The organism is Psychrobacter sp. 1Y10 (assembly GCF_052259005.1).
Taxonomy (GTDB): Bacteria; Pseudomonadota; Gammaproteobacteria; order Pseudomonadales; family Moraxellaceae; genus Psychrobacter; species Psychrobacter saeujeotis.
This window is the reverse complement of the sequence record NZ_JBQQES010000005.1, coordinates 19,262-39,584: the sequence shown is the minus strand read 5'-3', so window position 1 is coordinate 39,584 and position 20,323 is coordinate 19,262. Positions and strand designations below refer to the sequence as shown.

Sequence of the window (20,323 nt, the reverse complement as noted above, 5' to 3'; positions counted from 1 at the left end):
CATTCAAACCTAATTGCCATATCTTATCACTCGACCTTTATTATCCAAATAAACCGTCGGGTCTAGGACGTGCAAGCATCGGCAGATAGCTGATGCAAAATAGCACAAAGCAGGCAATCCATGCGCCTTGAGCGATCATAATCCATAACAGATAATGACTCATATCAGCGAGCGGTAGTAGCACACGGCTCATAAATACCAGTACCATCAAGATATACATGATATTTACAGTCTTAGGTGGCTGATGAATACTGCGTCCTGTATGTCCAAGCGATACTCGCGTCATCATTGTAACTGTCATCATGCCAACACCTGCAATCGCTAACCCATGCATAGCAATACTGTGAGCGTAACCTAACCATGGCTGCAGTGCATAGAGCAAAAAACTTAAGCACATACCCATAAATGCGATATATAACGACCATAACAAGGGCTTTTGCCAAATACCGCGGTGATACCAACCAACTAGGCGTACGATGTTGACCACTGCTACCCCAAACGCGGTAACACTAAGCAAGTACGGATTAGGATAAAACACATCAACAATAAAAAACGCCAAAAAGAACAATAGGCTGGCAATATCTTGCACTTTACTATTGCGTAGACTGACGGTTTCTTTGACACCTGCCGCATTAGGCAGACTAAGACCACGTTCAATAAAGAATGGTACAACCCGCCTACCAATCGTCAATACCAAACCGATAATTAAGTAAAAACCCAAGTAGATACCTACTCTGGTCGTACTCATGTCTGCGTTGACAATACCCCAGTAACACAAGCCATTGCCCAACGTTAATAGTGCTAGCTTGGCTAAAATACCCATCTGCTTATATTGCTTTACTTGCAATACTGCTCGAATTATCACAAAAGCCATCGAACCGATAAACAGTAAATCAAACACTGCGGCAGCATATAACAACGATATACTGCTACCCGCAATCGTTATACCCAGCCCAAAAGCCAACCAGCTAAGACGTGCCAGCAACCAGCAGCTAAAAATGCTTAGCAACTTGTAACCATGCGGCATCATCACCCCTGTCCAAGTCTTTACCGCTGTCAGCAAAAACCCTGCGACCACCGCCAAAGCATAACCATAAATCATCTCATGGCCGTGCCAGTACAACGGATTTAAAACCTGCGCATCAATATCAGTATGTCCAGTAAATACAAATGACCACAGCACCATCATCACTATCGCAAATACTGCCGCAGCACTAAAAAAAATGCGAAAGCTTAAATTAAGAATAGGATGCGGAGAGCTTGGTGGCTTGCTAGGTAAATTGATGGATTGCATGACTGCTTTCTCAATCATATAAGGAGATATTTATAAAATTCATTTTATATGAATCTTATAAATTATACAACGAATGACTATAAATATTAATGCTATCTTATCACTGACATTACACACGTCTCATTGACTGTTATGACCTTCGCTGCTTAAATGGTTCACTTCTAGGAGAATACTATGACTGAAGAAAATGCACCGGAAGAAAAGCGCAAAATCGTCAATAAGTTTTTGATGACGCTTACTAAAGAACAGCCGCAAATGTATTATGCAACGACCTCTGAGATCTCTCGTAGCATCCATACGATGATAAAAGAACATACCAATCGTTTGTCGGTAGAAGAGCAAGCGCTCGTTAGAAATATGACTATTGAAGAAATTGAAGCTTTGCTAGGTTTTCATTCTCGATAGCATATTTTTAGATAAAGCAATTCACAATGACACGTGACGCTCATAAAAAAAGACCGCTATAAAAGCGGTCTTTTTTATTATTAATAGTTTCACTCTAATTCAACTAGAAAGCACTATTAAAACGGCTGAATTAAAATGGCTAAATTAAAACGGATATTGACGCGGTTCGTTTTGCATTGATATCCAATGCGTTCTGGTAAACTCTTCAAGTATCCACTCACCATTAAAGCGACCAATACCTGAGTTTTTCTCACCGCCAAACGGTACATTGCTCTCATCGTTGACTGAGATATCATTAATATGGGTCATGCCAGCTCTGATACCACGTGCAAAACACAGACCTTTTTGCATGTCCGATGTAAATACAGCACTAGACAACCCATACATAGAAGCGTTGGCGATCGACAATGCATCGTCTTCATCTTTAGCACGGATGATACCGACCACTGGTCCAAATACCTCATTACACGATAAGTCCATCTCGCGAGACACTTCGGTAAAGATATGCGGCGGTACTACTTGACCTTTAATCTCACCACTCAAAATCATTTTGGCACCTTCTTTCTGTGCTTTAACGATTTTTTCTTTCAGTGATTTGACTTGTTTTTCATTAATGATTGGGCCGACTGCCGTATCTTGCTTATTCGGATCACCGACGTTTAAGGTTTTAACATGCGCCAAGAAGCGCTCTACGAAGTCATCATAAATCTCGTCTTCAACGATAATACGATTGATAGCGATACAGATTTGACCTTGATGGAGGAACTTACCAAAGGCTGCGGCTTTGACTGCTTGCTCAATATCGGCATCTTTTAATACCACAAATGGACTGTTACCACCTAGCTCAAGCGCGACTTGCTTGATGTATTCGCCCCCATTGGCCAGCTCACCAATATGTTTGCCGACTGAGGTTGAACCAGTAAATGATACAAAGCTTGGAATGTCATGAGTGACGATGGCATCCCCTATCTCACTGCCCGCACCGACGACGACGTTGAGTAATCCTTTTGGCAGACCCGCTTCTTCAAATACTTTTGCTAACAATAAACCGCCGGTAATAGGTGTGTCGCTTGCAGGCTTAAGTACGACCGCGTTACCAAGGGCTAGTGCAGGTGCGATAGAACGCTGCGTAAGATGTAGCGGAAAGTTCCATGGGCTAATGACGGCTACGACACCGATTGGCTCACGGTAGACGAAGTTTTCTTTACCAGGCGTATTTGATGCACGAATCTCACCATGGACGCGGTTAGGAAAGCTTGCGGCTTCAAGTGTAATCGCACGCGCACTACCGAACTCCACCATTGCTTTGATACGCGTACTGCCCGACTCTTTGATAAGCCAATCGACAATTTCGTCTTGACGCTGATCTAAGACATTGACGACGTTGTACATTAAACTGGCACGCTCAGCTGGCGTCTTTTGCGCCCATTCTTTTTGTGCAGTAGTTGCCGCTTGATAGGCTTCATCAAGCTGATCTTTCGTAGCCTGTTTGATCTCGACCAGCGTGTCGCCATTATATGGATTGACATTAGTATTGATGCTGTCATCTTGTCCGCTCTGCCACTCACCTGCAATATACTGCAAATGAAAGTCGCTATAGGCGTTGTTATTGCTATCAGTATTATTGGTTGTCATAACTACTATCCTTGATTGGTTGTGATAATTATTAGTGTAATGTTAATTGAAATTATTCTTTATAAAACATTCTGCGAAAATCATAAAAAAGCGCTAGCAAGATTGTAGATCTATATACCTTATATAGGCGATAAAGCTATTAGATCAGAAGCTAAGCTTGCTAGACGACTGGTCTAATGTTAACATAGAAGATAGATAAAACAAGACTGCTTCCGCTCTAAACATTGTTGATAAAACGTAACGTCATAACCATACATCACCTATTTTAATAAACAATAGCACACTAGGAGGGCATTACTATTATGTCTGCTAATGCAACCACGATTCCACCTGATACCAAGACCCATCTTTTAGAAGTAGGCTATCAGCTTATTGCTAAAAAGGGCTTTACCGCTGTTGGCATCAAACAAATTTTAGACACAGCAGGTATTCCGAAAGGCTCTTTTTATCACTACTTTGCGTCAAAAGAAGCCTTTGGGGAAGCCATTATCACGCATTATTTTGAAAATTATAAAATGCGACTAGAGAGTATTGGCGCACAAGATGTCAGTTCTCAGCAAAAGCTGTATGACTACTTCCAAGGCTGGTATGACACTCAGCAAAATGGCTGTGATCATGAGAAGTGCTTAGTCGTCAAGCTCAGTGCTGAAGTTGCTGACATGTCAGAGCCGATGCGTATCGCTTTAAATGCTGGTTATCAACAAACCATTACGTGGCTTGCGGAACAAATCAAAGCTGGCTGGTCGGGTAACTCAGTACCGCAACCTGATAATATCGCAGCTGAGAGCATGGCGAAACGTTGGTACTTTGCATGGCTTGGTGCCAGTTTGATTGCTAAGATTAGTCAAACCAATACGCCACTTGCAGAAGTATGGCAGATGACGACTACTGAGATGGGTCGCTAATAGCGGCTCTTTTCTCTATACCTAGCTCTTTTCTATACTTAACCTCGATTTTGCAAAAGTATTTTTAAGATTTACTATCTTTTAGATATACTCATTTGTTTGTCTCCGGTCACCTAACTCTAGTTCTAACTAAGCCACTCTCAAAATAATCTAAGTAGCGCTTAACAGCATATGTACTACTAGGTTCGCACCCTAAGTTCTGCGCGAATATTTTCGCCTTCCAATTTTTATAATCAGTTTCTCATAAATTATAAATATACGAGAGTTTTGTAAAGAGCACTAGACGACCGGTCTAATTACTGTACAATGCCCACATACACAAAAACGAACTGGATAATTTTCCAGTCCGTTTTACAACTCATATACTCAGTCAGCATTCAATAGATTTTAGGAATTTTATGAAAAACTTTCAATATTACAACCCAGTACGTATCGTCTTCGGTGAAGGTCAAATCGCACAGCTATCAGATTTAGTACCTAATGATGCAAAAGTACTTATTACTTATGGTGGCGGCTCAGCTGAACGTACAGGTACTTTAGATGAAGTCAGAACTGCACTAGCAGCAAGTGGTAGCCGCGAAGTATTTGAGTTTGGCGGTATTGAGCCAAACCCAGAGTTCAATACTTTGCTTAAAGCTGCTGATATGGTTAATGAGCATAACATTGATTTCTTATTAGCGGTTGGCGGTGGTTCAGTCATTGATGGCAGTAAATTTGTCGCGCTCGTGTCCTCACTTACCGAGGACGACAGCACTGTCTCACGTGAAAAAGCATGGGATGCACTGCTCAGTGGTTGTTCAAATATTGATACTGCTATCGATTTGGGTGCCGTATTGACTATTCCAGCGACTGGTTCTGAGATGAATAATGGCGGCGTTGTCAACCATAGTAAACGTCAAGCAAAACTACCTTTCCGTAGTCCACTAGTCTTCCCTAAGTTCTCAATTTTAGATCCTACTAAGACGCTAACCTTGCCTGAACGTCAGGTAATGAATGGGGTTGCTGATGCCTTTGTCCATGTAATGGAACAATATCTTACGTATCCAGTCAATGCGAAAGTGCAAGATGCCTTCGCTGAGAGCTTACTTAAGATCCTAATTGAGGAAGGTGCAGCAGTTAAAGCAGATTCAGAAAACCTAGAAACACGTAAGAATATTATGTGGACGGCAACCATGGCGCTTAACGGCCTCATTGGTACGGGTGTACCACAAGATTGGACGACACACATGATTGGTCACGAATTAACGTCATTACATAGCATTGACCATGCCCGCACCCTTACCATTCTATTGCCATCAGTCCTGCGTGAGCTGAAAGAAAGCAAAAAAGACAAGTTACTTCAATATGCCCGTAACGTTTGGGCTATTGATAGCAATACTGATACAAAACAAGACGACGACAGCATCATCGAGACTGCTATCGTTAAGACTGAGAACTTCTTCCGTAGCCTCGGCCTACCAGTTAGCTTAGCAGATGCTGAATTAGATGAGTCAGCGATTGACCCGATTATCAAGCAGCTTGAAGCGCACAACATGGTAAAACTGGGCGAACATGGTAACAATGACTTAGAAGTATCACGTCGTATCTTAGAGCGTTCATTAACCAGCGCCGCTTAATAGTCGTAAAGTCTTTTAGACGCTGTAAGCTGAGAATATAAGCAAATAACAACAACAACTTTATATAAAACAGCAGCTTTGCATATTGTTTTCATTATTAGTAGCCATTCACTTTTGAGTGGCCGCTAACTTTAAAATCTATACTCTAAAACCAAAACTATACTTTAAAACCTCAAACCAATAAATAAAAAGGATTATTAAAATGAGCTTTGATAAACAACAAAATCAAAAAATAAACCGCCAAATTAAATTGGCGAGTCGCCCTCATGGCGCGCCAAAAGCTGAAAACTTTGACATGACAACCAGCGATATCCCAACCCCAAATGACAGTGAGATGCTGCTACGTACTGTCTATTTGTCATTAGACCCGTATATGCGTGGACGTATGAGCGATGCTAAAAGCTATGCAGATCCTCTAGAAGTGGGTGATGTGATGATGGGCGCAACGGTTGCTCAAGTCGTTGAATCTAACCTTGATAAATTTGCCGTCGGTGATTTGGTTGTATCAAATTCAGGCTGGCAAGACTATAGCGTCAGTAATGGCGAAGGCGTGCTGAAATTAGATAAAGATATGCCAAACCCTTCTTATGGTTTAGGCGTATTGGGTATGCCCGGCTTTACTGGTTATATGGGTTTGACGGATATCGGTAAACCACAAAAAGGTGAGACGCTGGTCGTCGCTGCCGCAACAGGTCCCGTTGGCGCAACGGTTGGTCAAGTTGGTAATCAATATGGCACACGCACCGTTGGTATCGCAGGCGGTAAAGAAAAATGCGACTTCGCTGTCAATGAGCTAGGCTTTGATGTCTGTATTGACCATAAAGCGGACGACTTCGCTGAGCAATTAAAAGCTGCTTGCCCAAATGGTATCGATATCTATTACGAAAATGTCGGCGGTAAAGTATTTGACGCGGTCATGCCATTACTAAACGCTCATGCACGTATCCCAGTATGTGGTCTGGTCTCACAATACAACGCGACTGAACTACCTGATGGCAAGGATCGTTTGAGTGTATTAATGGGCAATGTGTTGAGCCGTCGTCTCACTATTAAAGGCTTTATCATCTTTGAAGAGTATGGCGATCACTTCCCAGAGTTCCTCAAAACCATGAGCAAATGGGTAGAGTCAGGTGATGTTAAAACCAAAGAATCCATCGCTGAAGGCTTAGACGATGCACCAAATGCCTTTGTTCGTATGCTAAATGGCGATAACTTCGGTAAAACAGTAGTCAAAGTAGCTGACGTTAAATAATCAAGATTTGTTAACGAAATTTAAGTCAGTGGTAAATAACGACTTAACAACACAACTTGTTAAGACAACTACTGAAAATGACATCTTTACCATGAATACTGTTACATGGATACGGCTAGCAGTCACCGTTAATACAACTACTGATTAAGTATAATTATTTAACGTGACTGCTAACCATCAATAATTTAAAAATCACTTTAATAGAAAAGGACAACTATGAATATTTTAATGGTACTAACTTCACACGATGAATTGGGTGATACCGGTAAAAAAACTGGCTTTTGGCTAGAAGAATTTGCAGCCCCTTACTATGCTTTTCTTGATGCTGGGGTCAATGTAACCCTTGCCTCTCCTGCTGGTGGTCAGCCACCACTTGATCCTAGTAGCGATACTGAAGATGCGCAAACGAAAGATACCAAGCGTTTTAAAGAAGACACCGATGCGCAAAAACATCTTGCCAACACCAAAAAACTTGCTGACATGAAAGCAGAAGACTTCGACTCAGTATTCTATCCTGGTGGTCATGGCCCATTATGGGATTTGGCAGTCGACAAAGACTCTATCAATTTGATTGAGACTTTTGTGAAGCAAGATAAGCCTGTTGCCTTTGTTTGTCACTCTCCTGCCGCACTCAAAAACGTCAAGGTTGACGGTGAGTACTTGGTAAAAGGCAAGACAGTTACTGGCTTTACCAACACTGAAGAAGAAGCGGTTGGCCTTACCGATGTGGTGCCATTCCTAGTAGAAGATGCACTGATAGCCAATGGTGGCAACTATGAAAAAACCGCTGATTGGGAATCGTTTGTGGTCGAAGATGGTCTGCTCATCACAGGTCAGAATCCAGCCTCATCAGAAGAAGCCGCCAAACGTTTGATTGCTAAGCTTAAAGGCTAATAGCATTCGATGATTAATACCACATACTAAGCAAAAAAGGCCAATATTATGATTCGTTTACATCATCTTAATCAATCGCGCTCGCTACGTACGCTTTGGCTCTTAGAAGAGCTTGGCGAACCCTATGAGATTGTCAGTTATCAACGTGATGCCAACACCAACTTGGCACCGGACAGTCTTAAAGCAGTACACCCACTTGGTAAATCGCCCGTTATCGAAATAGATGGGGTGATGTATGCAGAATCAGGAGCGATCACCCAAATATTAATTGAGCGCTTTGCACCTGAGAGTTTGCGTCCTGCTACAGATAGCAGCGACTATGGACATTATCTACAATGGATAGATTTTGCTGAAAGCTCGCTCATGGTGCCTTTATTGCTTGAATTGTTTATTAATAAAGCCGGCATCAACAATAATGAGTTTTTGAATGGCTATATCGGTGCAGAAAAACACAAGCTGCTTAACTATCTAAATGATGAAGTAAAGGATAAATCCTTTATCGTTGGCAACAAGTTAAGTGGTGCGGACTTCATGCTATCGTTTGATTTGATTATGCTGGCTAAGCGTAAACAGCTAGAGGATTATCCTCATATCAAGCAATATGCATTACAGCTTGCTAATATTGATAGCTATCAAAGCGCAATGCGTCTTGAAGCCGAGCATGACCAATCAAGCTCAGTATAGAATCATTTAAGTAATTCTTGAAACTGACAGTTATTCTGATGATTCTATATAGATTACTACTTAATCATCTCGACAGCGCCTTAAATACCATATGCCGAATATGATAAAATAGCTCAAGTGTATCTTGAGCTATTTTTTTGTCCTATTATTGATCATCGTCAGTCAATACTTGCAAGGCCGTAGTTTATAAACGGCTTACAAGCTCTGATAAGACTTTATTTATTCATCCATGCCTATTACCTCTATCCTTGAGTACTGAATATGAGTGCTGAATACCAATTTAAGCCCCATGAACAGCCGTTTATGTTGGGCTCTCCTGCTACCCCTGATCATCCTACACGTCGCAAGGTACTCTACTTACTCATCGGTATCTTTATCGGTCTAACCGCCAGTTTTCAAAACGGCTTATTGGTCGCTAACCTTACTCAAATTCAAGGTGACATGGGCTTAACCCCTGTTGAAGGCGGCTGGATATCTGTCGCTTATAACATGACCAATGTTTGCATTACTGTCTTGCTTTATAAAATACGTCAGCAGTTTGGTATGTCGTTGTTTAGCAAAATTACCTTATTCTTTTTGTTATCAGCGACTAGTATGCAGTGGTTGGTTAGTAGCAACCTATTATCTGGTGCGACTGGCATTAGTATTGAGCCTTACTATTTAGAACTTATCGCGCGTGGCTTTAGTGGGGTGGTAGCTAGTGCGATGACAGTATTGTCTATTTTTTATTGTCTACAAGGCATGCCTACTGCGCGGCGCATTAGTGGACTGATTTTAGGATTTGGTCTGGTGCAGTTTGGTATTCCGCTATCACGTATTATCTCACCTTATTTAGCGATTGATGGTCAACTTGAAAATTTGTTTTTGTTTGAGTTTGGCCTTGCACTGATATGTTTTGGGCTTATTAATATTCTTGAGCTGCCACCTGGTAATACCGAAAAGGTATTTGAAAAGCTTGATATCCTGAGCTTTGCCTTTTTTGCCACAGGTCTTGCCGCATTATCTGTGTTCTTGGTGCAAGGACGGATTTTATGGTGGACGACACCTTGGTTAAGTTATCCACTAATCATTTCAGTAGCCACGATAGCTATTGCTTTATGGATTGAAACGCATCGCAAGAGTCCTATGCTACAAGTGCGCTGGATGCGTAGCCGTACTATCATCGCATTTATGATAACAGGCGCTGTGATGCGTATTTTGCTATCAGAACAAAACGTTGGTGCAGCAGGACTACTGGCCAATTTAGGTTATGGCAATGATCAGCTGGTTGTTTTTTATGCAGTGATATTGGTCGCTAGCGCACTAGCATTAGTGCTGAGTATTTTTAAGACCAATGCAATGGATTTACGTCGTCCAGTTATTTTTTCTGTTGGCCTGATTGCTGTTGGTGCTTGGCTAGATACAGGCGTATCTCTAAACTCTGCGCCATATATGTTTTATCTTAGTCAGTTTATGATCGCTTTTGCTGCGGTATATTTTATGGGGCCTATGGTATTTGAAGGTATGTTTCGTGCGATTGCCAACGGTCCAGCTTACATTATCAGCTTTTCAGTCATCTTTGGAATTTCCCAAACCGTGGGAGGCTTAGCAGGCGCGGCAGGCATTCAAGCCTTTACGACCATTCGCACCCAAATGCACTATGCTGATATGGTCAGCTCAATGAATGAAGTTAATACTGCTGCGCTGCCACAAATACTACAAGGCATTCAGCGTCAAGCAGCGGTCGCCGCCTATGATGATTTGTTCTTTTTGATGGCAGTGAGCGCCACTATCGCGACCCTATACTTATTGATAGTTTATTTTTATTATCGTTATCATAAGCGCAATCCGCTTGGCAAGGAGCTGGCCGCATTAGCAGAGATGATGGGCAAGAAATAGCGGATAGTGTGAATTTTATTGGGTGTTCTACCTCTACTATTACCTTACGATTATTTTTTAAAGTTACTTACTATGTTTAATAAATTCCTTGGGAGTGCATCATGAATGACAAAAAACCTTCTTATGGCTCTAATGATGCACACATGCCTAACAAAGCGTCTGAACAACAAATCGCTACGCCTGTGGACTCGTCAGCCGAGACCCGCAACATACCTGAGCCTGCAACTACCAAGCTTGAGACATCTGAGCACCAAACAACCGCTGTCTTAAATAAACCTGAAGACTCCAATGATAAGATAAATACAGATGGCGTAACCGTTGAAACGGGAAATGACACACCGATGCCGCCCACTGAACCTATTCCTGCACCTACAGGCTGGTCACCAAAAAAGAAATCACTATTTAATTTGGTTTTGCTTGTTGGGTTGATTGTTATTGGTATAGCGTTGATCCTATATGCGTGGAAACTGCCACCTTTCACACCAACGCTGCAGCAGACCGACAACGCCTTTGTTAAGGGCCAAACCACTATTATTAGCCCACAAGTCTCAGGCTACGTGACAGAAGTTGCCGTACAAGATTTTGAAAATGTGCAAGCAGGCGATCTGCTCGTCAAGATCGATGATCGTGCCTTTCAGCAGCAGCTGGAACAAGCGCAGGCGAACATCGAAATAGCAGACACCGATCGCTTAAGCAACGTGCAAGATACGCAGTCAAGTCAGGCGCAAATCGAAGCACGCGAGGCTGACTTATATAGTGCTAAAGTCAGTGTTAATAGCGCACGTGAAGATGTCAAACGCTATGAAGGACTTGATGCGATTGGCGCTGTGTCTAAGGCGGATGTTGCCCATACAAAAGCTCAGCTGGCTCAAGCACAGGCGAGCGTACAGCAAGCTGAGGCCAATTTACAAGTAGCAATTGAGGCCAGTAAAAAAACCAGTAATAGTCGCTCCTCACTTGATGCCAATATCAAAAACGCGGCAGCTGGTGCCAAGCAAGCGCAGATCAATCTAGAAAATACGATTATTACCGCGCCTGAATCAGGTCAACTGAGCCAAGTTAGCGTCAAGACTGGACAATACGTTAGTGCTGGTACACAGCTGATGTATATTGTTCCAAAAGGCGTCTGGGTTATTGCCAATTTTAAAGAAACTCAAGTTGCAAATATGACTGTCGGTGAGCCTGCTACTGTTCATGTCGATGCTTTAGGCGGTACCGAATTTTACGGTCATGTCAGTAACATCTCGCCAGCAACAGGAAGCGAATTTAGCGCGGGTGCATCTAATCCTGCTACTGGTAACTACATTAAGATTGCTCAGCGCATTCCGGTACGTATTGACTTAGATCAAGACCAAGCAGCGCTGGCACAGTTACGTCCTGGCATGTCAGTGTCAGCAAGTGTTGATACCAAAGAATAGCGCTATACAGTGTACGATGTAGCCATAAAAGGCCATGCTATAGCTTGTGTTAACACAAGCTATAGCATGGCCTTTTATGGCTACATTTTTATTATTAACGATATATCAGAGTATCAGATTATGGTAATAATCGCTTGGTAGACCAGCTAGCATCGTTTTTATTCATATTATTGCTATTACTATCACGAGTATAGACAATGCGATCATGCATGCGGCTGGCACGTCCCTGCCAAAACTCTATCTCATGAATAGTAATCTCGTAACCACCCCAAAATTCTGGCGTTGGTACTTGGCTGTTTTCTGGATAGTCGTTTTGCAGCGTCTCAAACGTTTGTTCCATCACTTCACGATTAGCCACTTCACCGCTTTGTGGTTGGCTGACCCACGCGCCTACTTGGCTATCATGCGGACGCTTTTGAAAATAAGCGGCAGATTTATCGGTATCTATTTTAGCAACACTACCACTAATGCGAATTTGACGCTCAAGCTCATGCCAAAAGAACAGTACCTCAGCATTAGGGTTCTCGCTGATATCTTGACCTTTAGCGCTTTCGTAATTGGTATAAAACACAATACCAGTATCGGTAATCTCGCGCATAAGGACGATACGAACGCTCGGTTTTTGGTCTGTACCGCAAGTTGCTAGGCTCATAGCGTATGGCTCTTGTACTTGCTGCGCTATCGCCTCATCCATCCAAGTTTTTAGCAGCTCAAACGGTGATGCTGGTATTGATTGCTGATCAAGACTGCCTTTTTCGTATGACAAACGCTGGTCAGTAAAGTCCATGCTCACTCTATTCCCTTATCTTAAGATCATTATATTAAACGGTTAACCTAGTACTGCTTTGATTTTATCTGCTAAGTCGTTAGCCATGACATCACATTCAATCTCATCATCTGACTCAACCATCACTCGAATCATAGGCTCTGTACCTGATTGACGAATAAGCAGACGACCTCGACCTTCCAAAGTAGCTTGTGCTTTATCAAAAGCTTGCACCAACTCTTCTTGCTCATAAGGATCTTGCATTTGATTCAAGCGGACATTGACAAGCTTTTGCGGTAAGATTTCAAACCCTTCTGTTAGCTCACTTAATGCTTTGCCCTCTGATTGCATAACGGCAAGTACTTGCAGGCTTGCAATAATGGCGTCACCGGTACGGCTTTTATCCAAACATAATATATGCCCTGATGGCTCGCCGCCTAATAACCAATCATTGGCGGCAAGCTCTTGCATAACATAGCGATCACCGACTTTCGCACGAGTAAACTCAATTCCTGCATTTTGTAGTGCAAGCTCTAGGCCCATATTACTCATCAAGGTTCCAACAACGCCTTTAACACGTGACTGTCCTTGAGTAGCAAGCACATATAGGATGCCATCACCATCAACCAGCTTACCCGTTTCGTCTACCATGACGATACGGTCTCCATCTCCATCTAGTGCAATGCCAACGTCTGCATCATATTCTAATACCGCTTTTTGCAGACCTTCAGGATGTGTTGAGCCACAGTCGGCATTAATATTGATACCATCAGGCTTATTATTAATAGGTATTACAGTAGCGCCAAGCTCACGCATGACTCTTGGGGCGACGCTATAGCCTGCACCATTGGCGCAATCTACGACAACAGTCAAATGACTCAAATCATATTGATAAGGAAAAGTTCCTTTACAAAATTCGATGTAGCGACCTGTAGCATCATTGATACGAGTATGCTTACCCAACTGCGATGGATCTATGATAGGCATCAGTAAGTCGTCGTTAGTAGGATTCATCATCGCTTGCAATTTATCGTTGATAGCATCTTGCATCTCATCAGTTAGCTTTTTGCCATCGCCTGAAAACAGCTTGATACCGTTATCATAGTAAGGGTTATGCGAGGCTGAAATAACAACACCAGCATCAGCATGAAAGCTACGAGTAATATGCGCAATAGCTGGTGTGGGTAGCGGACCTAGCATATGTACATCGACGCCTGCTGCGTTAAAGCCTGCTTGCAGTGCTCCCTCAATCACATAACCTGAAAGACGGGTGTCTTTACCGATGACCACACTAGGTTTACGATTAGGATTATCATTATTCTCTATAAGCACCCGTCCTGTTACATAGCCCAATTTTAAAATAAAATCTGGTGTAATAGGTAGTTGTCCAAATTTTCCACGTATACCATCGGTGCCAAAATAGCTCATTATGATTATATCCTTGTGATAGCTGTTAGAGATAACAGAATCCAAACGCCTTTAGGCATGATAGTCTGTCCACTAAATTTATTTTATAAAAAAAGCCAACAATACACGAGCATTGTTGACTGTTGTATTCTAAGACATTATATATCAAAGAATGAATATTTAAAGCGCTAATTTGGTTAATACGTCAGTTTAGTCCACACGATAGTTTGGTGCTTCTTTAGTAATCTGTACATCATGGACGTGCGACTCTTTCATACCCGCTGAAGTGACTTTGATAAATTGCGGTTTGGTACGCATATCTTCGATGGTTGCTGAGCCTGTATAACCCATTGATGAGCGCAGACCACCGACCAATTGATTGACAATACCAGCGACTGGACCTTTATAAGGAACACGGCCCTCGATACCTTCTGGCACAAGCTTCTCTACACCATCTTTGGCATCTTGGAAATAACGATCTGACGAACCGTTTGATCCTGACATCGCGCCAAGACTGCCCATGCCGCGGTACGCTTTATAATAACGGCCTTGAAATAGCTCCACTTCGCCCGGCGCTTCTTCAGTACCAGCCATAAGCGAGCCTACCATAATACAAGACGCACCAGCAGCGATGGCTTTTGCCATATCGCCTGAGTAGCGAATACCCCCATCAGCAATCAATGGAATACTATCTTGTAAGGCACTAGCAACGTTGTCAATCGCTGAGATTTGTGGCACACCGATACCAGCGATAATACGCGTCGTACAGATAGAGCCAGGACCAATACCTACTTTAACTGCATCAGCACCTGCATCACGCAATGCTTTGGCCGCATCACCCGTTGCGATATTACCACCGATAACCTGCACATTCGGATAGTTTTTCTTGATCCAAGAAACCTTATCCACCACTCCTTTTGAGTGACCATGAGCTGTATCTACCACGATAACATCTACGTCAGCGTCGATTAATGCCTCAACGCGCGCTTGCGTATCTGCGCCTGTACCGACAGCGGCACCAACACGTAAGCGACCTTGATCATCTTTACAAGCATTGGGATTATTTTCGGCTTTGGCAAAGTCATTGACCGTGATTAGACCACGCAAGCGAAATTCATCATCAATAACGATGACTTTTTCGATACGATGCTCATGAAGTAGTTTTTTGATATTTTCATTACTTTCGCCTTCATGAACGGTGACCAATTGCTCTTTTGGCGTCATGATATGGCTAACAGGCAACGACAAATTAGTTTCAAAGCGCCAATCACGATGAGTCACGATACCAACGACTTTATCTGTGCCCTTCTCTACCACAGGCACACCAGAGATGTTGTTATCTTGGGTCAACTTTAATAAGTCACCGATGGTCATCTCAGGATGTACCGTAATAGGGTCAACCACTGTACCTGCTTCAAACTTTTTGACACGGCGTACTTGCGTGGCTTGTTTGACGATATCCATACTTTTATGCAAGATACCCATCCCGCCTAACTGTGCCATAGTGATTGCCATCTCAGACTCAGTTACCGTGTCCATAGCAGCAGATACTAGCGGTAAATTAAGGGTGATGTTTTTGGTCAAACGCGTAGACAAGTTGGCAGTTTTTGGCAGGACTTCAGAATAGGCTGGTAACAATAAAACGTCATCAAAGGTTAAGGCTTCATCGACAATTCGCAACATACAGACCTCTAGTGGTGGTTATTTTGATGGGCGGGATACTCGTATTAAGACGGTCTATCAAGAGTACCAATGCAACTTTATGATATCTAATCTTTAGCTAAAGACTTTATCTCACAATACTTTGGTTTATAAGGCTTTGAACAGTAAACAATGTACCAGTTAAATAAAACACTAGAAGATTGCCATTCATTTACCATTTGTTGGTTAGCGCAAATATAGCGTCGCCTTACTTTTGCTGTCTTAATTATCCCTTAAAAATAACGCCATATTATAACAAATAAGCGCGTAAATCGCATGTTATATTTACTCGCTTATTTTGCTAATAGAAAGTATCAACCAATCATTCGTTATTCGTCCCTATCTTTAAATATTAAACGCTCGGCTGGTAGATACTCTTTTTGTTCCTGATATAGATAGCTGAGCATCTGCTCACGCACTTCACATTCTAAATAAAAAGCATTCATAGGACTATCAGACGCCAGACTACCGCGTAATTTAATCGTGTTTTCACTTAGTGACACTGTTAGCATTTGAGGATCTGTCTCACCATCCCAAAATTCGTTCTCTTTAACCAGCTCACTAAACTTGTTTCGAACAGCATCGATATCTGCTCCATAATCAACGTATAGATAGACCACACAAGTCTGATGCGCTTCAGTATGTGACCAGTTTTCTACCACTTCAGTAATGAGATGACGCATTGGTACGATTAAGCGGCGCTCATCCCATGTCTTTAGCACCGCGTAGGTATAACGCAGATCTTCAATAGTAGTCCAATCGCCCTCCATCATCACGGTGTCGCCGATACGGACCGGCTGGGTTACCGCTACCTGTACACCAGCAATGATGTTACCCAATATGGGCTGTGCGGCTATACCAATGACCACACCAGCGATACCAGCCGAGGTCAATAAGGTCGTACCGAGGCCTTCCATATTAGTAAATTCACTAAGACCGATCCAAATACTGCCGAGAATCATGGCAAAAATAAAGACACGACGAAATATCGACACATAGGTACGACGACGTCGCTCCTTATCCAGGTGTTCTTCAGATAGGTTTTCAATCTGCATGTCTTGATAGCGATTGGCAAAAAAGTTAATAACGCGTATACCAAGCCACATCGTACTAAATACCAACCCAATCCAAATAACTGGACGGGTCGATGACGCTACCGCGTCTAGATATGGAAAACCGCCTGATACTAAAGTAAAAACTAACGAAAAGCTGATGCTAAAAGTTAATGGTACCGTCAGCTTACTTACCAAATCCGCCACACCATTAGTACTGCCTACATAGGTGCTATACCTTTGATCGTCATCAATATAGTGGCTAATGATTTTTTCAGTGCCTTTACTTAGTAGCCAACCCATCGCCATGGTAAATAAGAAAAATGAAAATAAAGCCAAAAACTCCCATAATGCGATGCTAAAAAACTGTAGCTTCATCCACATGGGTAAATGACGTTCGAACTCGGCGGGATGATACTGCTCATAAAGATTATCAATATTGCCAACGGTCTGCGCTGAAAAAACCCAAATCGGTGCATCGTCGTTAACTTGTACACGTTCTATATAAATGGGCACTCGGCGTTCGCGGTAATCAATGTAACCCAGTTGAATAGAGCGTCTAGGAATGCCCATGACGCTACTGGCATTACCAAGTGGCGGCTTGATTAAACCATCAGGACGGTCTGGTAGGTCATCGAATACATAAAGCTCTTTTTCAGATAACAAAAAATCAAGTCGCTTGGCTAATTCAAGGGCGCGACTGCGCTGAACTTCACTGTCAATCAGGTTCATATTGAGCGCATAAGCAGCCAAATCAAACTGCTGCTTCATCACCGCTGATTGAAAGAACTCCAAAGTGGCCAGTGGCGTTGACAGGTTTGGCAGCTCAGATAAGGGCGGCAAACCTGTATTGAGCTTATCTAAAATATAATAGCCTTCGTTATACTCCCCTTTTAATCCTGCATCACCTTGTAAATTTCCAGACTGCTGTACAGCATTGAGTTCTGTAGGATCGAATATCTCTTCTGTCACTCCAGAGACACTCACGCCTTCTTTTTTGATTGTGTTAATTTTTTGAGCCGTATAGTCGATCAAATTTTCTGCTTTAGCAGCTACCTGAGTTTTTGGATCATCTTGAGCGTTAGGATTTGACTCACTGACACTTTGTTCACTAGTGCTGAGTTCATTATTACTAGTTGCGGCATAAGTAGGAATACAAAGAGCGCTCAGTGCAATGATAAAAAAGCTTAATAGTATTTGCAGCGCTTTATAGCGCCTCTCATAATGCATCGCGTGACTATCTTGTATAGAATGGCTGACTTGCTTATTGTCTTTACCAATAACACTTCTTAAAGTATTCATATTTTTATGCATTTTTGAATGACAAGGCGTTTTCATATAAAAAATCTTGGCTGTAGTATGATGATAAGCTAATGTAGTCAGCAAAAAAAAGCCAGCGTAAAGCTGACTTAATTTGTTAGTATACGTATTTATTGTCCGCACAATCACGTTAGCCTTTTTAAAAATTATATTAGCTGTTTTTAAAAGTAATACGCTCGGCAGGTAGATAGGGTTTTTGCTCATCGTAAAGATAGTCCAGCAGCTGTTCACGAATCTCACATTGCAGCATCCAGCCATCATCAGGATTGTCAGCCGCCAAAGTGCCATACAGCTCTATGGTGTCTCTATCTACGGACAATACGTACAGCATGGGTTCAGTCTCGCCATCCCAGTACTCGCTAGCTTGCACTACTTCAGCGTACTTATCACGAACGTCATCGACATTGATACCATAGTCCACCAGTACAGATACTGTAAACGTTTGATGCGGATCAGGATGTGACCAATTCTCAACGGTCTCTGTCACAAAGTAGCGCATCGGTACAAACAAGCGGCGCTCATCCCAGGTCTTGATGGTAGCGTAGGTGTAACCCAAATCCTCAATAGTACTCCAATTGCCATCATACATAATTGTGTCGCCGATACGTATGGGCTGAGTCATGGCTATTTGTAAGCCCGCAACAATGTTGCCAAGCGTTGGCTGCGCAGCAATACCGATCACTACACTTAAAATACCAGCAGAGGTCAATAAGGTTTTGCCAAGGCCCTCAAGATTGACAAATTCGCTCATCCCAATCCAAACACTACCAATGACCATAACAAAGATAAAAACACGTCGAAATACTGACAGATACGTCGTACGCTTACGGTACTCGTCATACTCTTCGTCCCCTAAGCTGTCGATTTGAATGTCCTCGTAACGATTGGCAAAGAAGTTAATGACGCGAATACCAAGCCAAATAGCGCTCAGTACTAAAGCTATCCATACTATAGGACGCGTCGCTGTTGCAATAGCGTCTATAAAAGGAAAGCCACCTGAAACCAAGGTAAATACTAAAGACAAACTAATAGTAAAGGTCAGCGGCACGGTAAATTTATTGACCAAGTCTGTGATACTTTTTTTGCGACCGATGTAAGAGCCATTTTCATCACTGGTATAATGGTCTATCAAACGGCCAGTAAATTTACTAACCACCCAACCCAGTCCTAGCGTCATGATAAAGAAAATAAATAAAGCCAAAAACTCCCAAACAGCAATGCCAAGGACTCGCAGCTTAAGCATTGATGGCAAATAGCTTTCGAACTTTGCAGGTTTGTACTGGTCATAAAGCTTGTCAATATGACTGACGGTTTGGGCAGAAAACACCCAAACAGGAGCGTTATCTTCGACTTTTACTCGTTCGACAAATATAGGTATTCGATGCTCACGATAATCAATATGACCAAGTTGAATGGCACGGCGCGAAACACCATGCAGGGGATCACTGCTACCAATAGAGGATTCAATCAAACCATCAGGACGATCTGGCAATTTATTAAAAACATAAAGATCCTTTCTATGTAGCAAAAAATCAAGACGTTTAGACAACTCCATACTACGGCTTGGTTGCACGCTTGGATCAAGCAAATTTAAATTAAGCGCATAAGCTGCCAAGTCAAAACGTTTTGTGACTGCAGCTGTTTGAAAAAACTCCAACGTCGCAAACGGTGTGGATAGGTTTGGCGGTGGTGACAACGGTGATAGACCGTTATTTAGCCGCGTTAAAACAAAGTAGTTTGCGTCTTGCCCACCTGTAAGTCCGGTATATCCTTGCAGCTTATCCGTTTGCTGCATCGCTGCTCGCTCGTCATTATATAAAGCCTCATTGATAGTATCGGACAGCTCAAAACCACCTTGTTCAAGGGTTTCAACTTTTTGTTCAGCATATTCTATAAAACCATTTGGACTGTTTATTGACTGCTCTGCTCTAGTAGCAGGTGCATTGTCTTTGTTAGTGAGTATCTCAGTATCACTTGAGGCAGCTTTAGCTGGCATATAAATGATGCCAGCTATGATAATTAGCAAACCAATCATGAGATAAGCTTTAGAAGATTTCATTTCAAAATCATTTTTGGTAAAGCTAGTCATAAAATTA

Annotated in this window: 15 protein-coding genes; 8 read left to right on the top strand and 7 right to left on the bottom strand. The window is 42.4% G+C overall.

All coding sequences use genetic code 11. The annotated features are described in order from the left end of the window. Window positions 1-40: 40 nt before the first annotated feature. The gene (locus ACTXGH_RS07990) at window positions 41-1,312 is read right to left on the bottom strand and encodes an NnrS family protein (protein ID WP_439296311.1); all 1,272 of its coding nucleotides are present in this window, start codon (window positions 1,310-1,312) and stop codon (window positions 41-43) included. A gap of 156 nt (window positions 1,313-1,468) precedes the next feature. On the opposite strand from ACTXGH_RS07990, the gene ACTXGH_RS07985 reads away from it, so the two are divergent. Next, window positions 1,469-1,699, top strand: a complete 231-nt coding sequence (locus tag ACTXGH_RS07985) for a hypothetical protein (RefSeq protein ID WP_068327145.1) — start codon at window positions 1,469-1,471, stop codon at window positions 1,697-1,699. A gap of 144 nt (window positions 1,700-1,843) precedes the next feature. On the opposite strand, the gene ACTXGH_RS07980 is transcribed toward ACTXGH_RS07985, so the two are convergent. After that, the gene (locus ACTXGH_RS07980; protein ID WP_439296312.1) at window positions 1,844-3,334 is read right to left on the bottom strand and encodes an aldehyde dehydrogenase family protein; all 1,491 of its coding nucleotides are present in this window, start codon (window positions 3,332-3,334) and stop codon (window positions 1,844-1,846) included. Window positions 3,335-3,636: 302 nt separating this feature from the next. Here ACTXGH_RS07980 and ACTXGH_RS07975 point away from each other — a divergent pair, with 302 nt between their 5' ends. The 7 genes from ACTXGH_RS07975 to ACTXGH_RS07945 all read left to right on the top strand — a co-directional run bounded on the left by ACTXGH_RS07975 (window position 3,637) and on the right by ACTXGH_RS07945 (window position 11,981). Further along, window positions 3,637-4,239 carry a TetR/AcrR family transcriptional regulator gene (locus tag ACTXGH_RS07975; protein WP_439296313.1) on the top strand — a complete coding sequence of 201 codons (603 nt, stop codon included), beginning with the start codon at window positions 3,637-3,639 and terminating at the stop codon, window positions 4,237-4,239. A gap of 398 nt (window positions 4,240-4,637) precedes the next feature. Next, the gene (locus ACTXGH_RS07970) at window positions 4,638-5,855 is read left to right on the top strand and encodes an iron-containing alcohol dehydrogenase (RefSeq protein ID WP_439296314.1); all 1,218 of its coding nucleotides are present in this window, start codon (window positions 4,638-4,640) and stop codon (window positions 5,853-5,855) included. Window positions 5,856-6,057: 202 nt separating this feature from the next. Further along, window positions 6,058-7,107: an NADP-dependent oxidoreductase gene (locus tag ACTXGH_RS07965; protein WP_439296315.1), complete on the top strand. Its 1,050-nt coding sequence runs from the start codon at window positions 6,058-6,060 to the stop codon at window positions 7,105-7,107. A gap of 216 nt (window positions 7,108-7,323) precedes the next feature. Then, window positions 7,324-8,001, top strand: a complete 678-nt coding sequence (locus ACTXGH_RS07960; protein WP_439261600.1) for a type 1 glutamine amidotransferase domain-containing protein — start codon at window positions 7,324-7,326, stop codon at window positions 7,999-8,001. Window positions 8,002-8,049: 48 nt separating this feature from the next. Further along, window positions 8,050-8,685: a glutathione S-transferase family protein gene (locus ACTXGH_RS07955; protein ID WP_439261601.1), complete on the top strand. Its 636-nt coding sequence runs from the start codon at window positions 8,050-8,052 to the stop codon at window positions 8,683-8,685. A 261-nt stretch (window positions 8,686-8,946) separates the two neighbouring features. Continuing rightward, a complete protein-coding gene (locus ACTXGH_RS07950) occupies window positions 8,947-10,563 on the top strand; it encodes an efflux MFS transporter permease (RefSeq protein WP_439296316.1) in 1,617 nt (538 codons plus the stop codon). A gap of 101 nt (window positions 10,564-10,664) precedes the next feature. After that, window positions 10,665-11,981, top strand: coding sequence for an HlyD family secretion protein (locus ACTXGH_RS07945; protein ID WP_439296317.1), 1,317 nt, complete (start codon window positions 10,665-10,667; stop codon window positions 11,979-11,981). A gap of 118 nt (window positions 11,982-12,099) precedes the next feature. On the opposite strand, the gene pdxH is transcribed toward ACTXGH_RS07945, so the two are convergent. From pdxH to ACTXGH_RS07920, 5 genes are all read right to left on the bottom strand, one after another. Continuing rightward, on the bottom strand, window positions 12,100-12,768 hold the full coding sequence (gene pdxH / locus ACTXGH_RS07940; RefSeq protein ID WP_439261604.1) for a pyridoxamine 5'-phosphate oxidase: 669 nt from the start codon (window positions 12,766-12,768) through the stop codon (window positions 12,100-12,102). A 42-nt stretch (window positions 12,769-12,810) separates the two neighbouring features. Further along, the gene (glmM, locus tag ACTXGH_RS07935; RefSeq protein ID WP_058368541.1) at window positions 12,811-14,175 is read right to left on the bottom strand and encodes a phosphoglucosamine mutase; all 1,365 of its coding nucleotides are present in this window, start codon (window positions 14,173-14,175) and stop codon (window positions 12,811-12,813) included. 189 nt (window positions 14,176-14,364) lie between these two features. Next, window positions 14,365-15,837 (bottom strand): IMP dehydrogenase, encoded by a 1,473-nt coding sequence (gene guaB / locus ACTXGH_RS07930; protein ID WP_058368540.1) that lies wholly within the window; start codon window positions 15,835-15,837, stop codon window positions 14,365-14,367. Window positions 15,838-16,184: 347 nt separating this feature from the next. Continuing rightward, the gene (locus tag ACTXGH_RS07925) at window positions 16,185-18,209 is read right to left on the bottom strand and encodes a mechanosensitive ion channel family protein (protein WP_439296318.1); all 2,025 of its coding nucleotides are present in this window, start codon (window positions 18,207-18,209) and stop codon (window positions 16,185-16,187) included. 169 nt (window positions 18,210-18,378) lie between these two features. Then, window positions 18,379-20,316, bottom strand: a complete 1,938-nt coding sequence (locus tag ACTXGH_RS07920) for a mechanosensitive ion channel family protein (protein WP_439296319.1) — start codon at window positions 20,314-20,316, stop codon at window positions 18,379-18,381. Window positions 20,317-20,323: the final 7 nt, after the last annotated feature.

Bases quoted from the DNA above. Each gene is read 5' to 3' on its own strand.
- ACTXGH_RS07990 (WP_439296311.1), bottom strand. From the start codon at position 1,312: ATGATTGAGAAAGCAGTCATGCAATCCATCAATTTACCTAGCAAGCCA.
- ACTXGH_RS07985 (WP_068327145.1), top strand. From the start codon at position 1,469: ATGACTGAAGAAAATGCACCGGAAGAAAAGCGCAAAATCGTCAATAAG.
- ACTXGH_RS07980 (WP_439296312.1), bottom strand. From the start codon at position 3,334: ATGACAACCAATAATACTGATAGCAATAACAACGCCTATAGCGACTTT.
- ACTXGH_RS07975 (WP_439296313.1), top strand. From the start codon at position 3,637: ATGTCTGCTAATGCAACCACGATTCCACCTGATACCAAGACCCATCTT.
- ACTXGH_RS07970 (WP_439296314.1), top strand. From the start codon at position 4,638: ATGAAAAACTTTCAATATTACAACCCAGTACGTATCGTCTTCGGTGAA.
- ACTXGH_RS07965 (WP_439296315.1), top strand. From the start codon at position 6,058: ATGAGCTTTGATAAACAACAAAATCAAAAAATAAACCGCCAAATTAAA.
- ACTXGH_RS07960 (WP_439261600.1), top strand. From the start codon at position 7,324: ATGAATATTTTAATGGTACTAACTTCACACGATGAATTGGGTGATACC.
- ACTXGH_RS07955 (WP_439261601.1), top strand. From the start codon at position 8,050: ATGATTCGTTTACATCATCTTAATCAATCGCGCTCGCTACGTACGCTT.
- ACTXGH_RS07950 (WP_439296316.1), top strand. From the start codon at position 8,947: ATGAGTGCTGAATACCAATTTAAGCCCCATGAACAGCCGTTTATGTTG.
- ACTXGH_RS07945 (WP_439296317.1), top strand. From the start codon at position 10,665: ATGAATGACAAAAAACCTTCTTATGGCTCTAATGATGCACACATGCCT.
- pdxH (WP_439261604.1), bottom strand. From the start codon at position 12,768: ATGGACTTTACTGACCAGCGTTTGTCATACGAAAAAGGCAGTCTTGAT.
- glmM (WP_058368541.1), bottom strand. From the start codon at position 14,175: ATGAGCTATTTTGGCACCGATGGTATACGTGGAAAATTTGGACAACTA.
- guaB (WP_058368540.1), bottom strand. From the start codon at position 15,837: ATGTTGCGAATTGTCGATGAAGCCTTAACCTTTGATGACGTTTTATTG.
- ACTXGH_RS07925 (WP_439296318.1), bottom strand. From the start codon at position 18,209: ATGAATACTTTAAGAAGTGTTATTGGTAAAGACAATAAGCAAGTCAGC.
- ACTXGH_RS07920 (WP_439296319.1), bottom strand. From the start codon at position 20,316: ATGACTAGCTTTACCAAAAATGATTTTGAAATGAAATCTTCTAAAGCT.